The organism is Geminicoccus sp., from assembly GCF_035556675.1.
Lineage (GTDB): Bacteria > Pseudomonadota > Alphaproteobacteria > Geminicoccales > Geminicoccaceae > Geminicoccus.
This window is the reverse complement of record NZ_DATMFZ010000188.1, coordinates 1-2,291: the sequence shown is the minus strand read 5'-3', so window position 1 is coordinate 2,291 and position 2,291 is coordinate 1. Positions and strand designations below refer to the sequence as shown.

The following is a 2,291-nucleotide window of genomic DNA, read 5'->3' as shown; positions in this document are numbered from 1 at the left end:
GCCAGCGGCAGCACCGCCGCCGGCCGGGAACGGGCGGCCGGGGCCTGCTCCGGCGCCTTGGCCACCACCACATGGGCGTTGGTGCCGCTGAAGCCGAAGCTGCTCACCCCCACCGCCCGTACCGGCTGGCGCTGCAGGCTGGTCGGCACCCGCAGGTCCGCGCCACCCAGCTCGATATGCGGGTTGAGCTGGGTGAAGTGCAGCGAGGGCGGCACCGCGTCCTGCTCCACCATCAAGACCGCCTTGATCAGCCCGGCGACCCCGGCGGCGGCCTCGGCGTGGCCGATATTGCTCTTGACCGAGCCCACCCACAGCGGCCGGTCGCGCTTGGCGAACACCTCCGCCAGCGCGTGCATCTCGATCGGATCACCCAGGCTGGTCCCGGTGCCGTGCGCCTCGACCGCATCCACCGCACCAGGGTCCAGGCCGGCATCGGCCAGCGCTGCGCGCACCACCGCCGCCTGCGCCGGGCCCGACGGTGCCGTCAGCCCCGCCGAGCGCCCATCCTGGTTCACCGCACTGCCCAGCACCAAAGCCCGCGCCCGCACCCCCGCAGCCGCCCGGCGCAGCACCACCACGCCGCAGCCCTCGGCGCGGACATAGCCGTCGGCACCGGCGGAGAACGGCTTGCAGCGGCCGTCCGCGGCCAGCATGCGGGCCTTGGAGAAGTTGATGGTGAGCTCGGGCGAGAGGATCAGGTTCACGCCGGCGGCCAGCGCCACCTCGCACTCGCCGGCACGCAGGGACTGGATCGCCAGATGGAGGGCCACCAGCGAAGACGAGCAGGCGGTATCGACCACCAGGGTCGGGCCATGGGTGCCCAGGCTGTAGGCCAGCCGGCCGGCAGCGGCGCTCTGCGCATTGCCGATGCTGGCATAGGCGTCGATCCACTCGGCACCCCGGCCGGCACCCAGCAGCGTGCCATAGTCGTTGGTGCTCAGGCCCACGAAGATGCCGAGCTTCTTGCCGAACAACGAGTCCGGTGCGATCCCGGCATCCTCCAGCGCATGCCAGCTGGTTTCCAGCAGCAGCCGGTGCTGGGGATCGAGCGCCTCCGCTTCGCGGCGGGTGATGGCGAAGTGGGCGGAGTCGAACTGGTCGACCCCCCGGAGGAAGCCGCCCCAGCGGGACGACATCTTGCCGGGGCGGTCGGGGTCCGGGTCGTACCAGGCATCGATGTCCCAGCGCTCCGGCGGGACCTCGGTGATGGCGTCACGGCCTTGGGCGATCTGCGCCCAGTAGCCGTCGGCATCGTCGGCACCGGGATAGCGGCAGGCGAGCCCGGCCACGGCGATGGGTGTGCGGGCAGCACCTTCGGCGGCAGCGAGTTTTGCCTGCAGGTCACGGATCATCGCGAGGGCGCGCCGTGCGGCGGCCACGCCAGCCTGGTTCAGGTCGCGTTCAGTAGCCGGCACGGAGCAGCTCCTGTTCCAGTTCGTCGATGACCGAGTCGTCGTCGGCCGGCGTGGCTTGGGCCGGGCTGGCCGGTGGCGGCGCAGGCACGGGCGGCGGCTCGGTCCAGAGGGTCGCCAGATGGGCGGTCAGCAGCTCGACCGAGGGGTGATCCAGCACCAGGGTCGGCGGGAGTGGCCGGGCCAGGGCGCGGACCAGGGCATTGCGCAGTTCCACCGCCATCAGCGAATCGAGGCCCAGCTCGGTGAGCGGCCGGGCGGGATCGAGCGGCAGGTCGCCCAGCTCCAGCACCTGGCGGGCATGGTGCCGGACCAGCTCCTCCAGGCGGAAACGGCGCTCGCTGGCGGGCAGCCCATCCAGGTCGAGGACCGGCTCCGCAGTCGCCGTGGCAGCGGCCACCGTGGCGGCCGGCAGCACCGCGGCTTCGAGCGTGGTGCCGCACAGGAGCTCGCCCAGCGCGTCCAGGGCCGCCGCCGGTGCGATCGCGGCTCCGGCACGGCCGGCGGCCATGCCCGAGCCGGACCAGGCGGCCCAGTCGACCAGCAGTGCCGGCAGGCCGTCCGCCTGCCGTTGGCGGGCGAGTGCGGCCAGCGCGGCGTTGGCAGCGGCATAGTTGGCCTGGCCGGCGGCACCGGCGGGTCCGGCCAGCGAGCCGAACAGGACGAAATGGTCGAGCGCGGCGCTGCGGGTCAGGCGGTCCAGGACCTGGGCACCCTCCAGCTTGGGGAGCAGTGTCGTGGCCAGCCGCTCTGGTGTCTGTGCGGCCAGGACGCCGTCGTCCAGCGCGCCGGCCAGGTGGAACACGCCCTTCAGCGGATGGTCGAGCCCGGCCATGGCGGCAGCGACGGCGGGCTCGTCGGCGATGTCGACCCCGATCA

Annotated in this window: 2 protein-coding genes; both read right to left on the bottom strand. The window is 73.3% G+C overall.

Annotation, left to right across the window (positions count from 1 at the left end; all coding sequences use genetic code 11):
- On the bottom strand, positions 1-1,415 hold a 1,415-nt coding region (locus tag VNS22_RS13855; RefSeq protein WP_325733355.1), incomplete at its 3' end, for a polyketide synthase.
- Positions 1,402-2,291: beta-ketoacyl reductase (locus VNS22_RS13850; RefSeq protein WP_325733353.1), on the bottom strand; the 890-nt coding region annotated here is incomplete at its 5' end. The genes VNS22_RS13850 and VNS22_RS13855, both read right to left, overlap by 14 nt.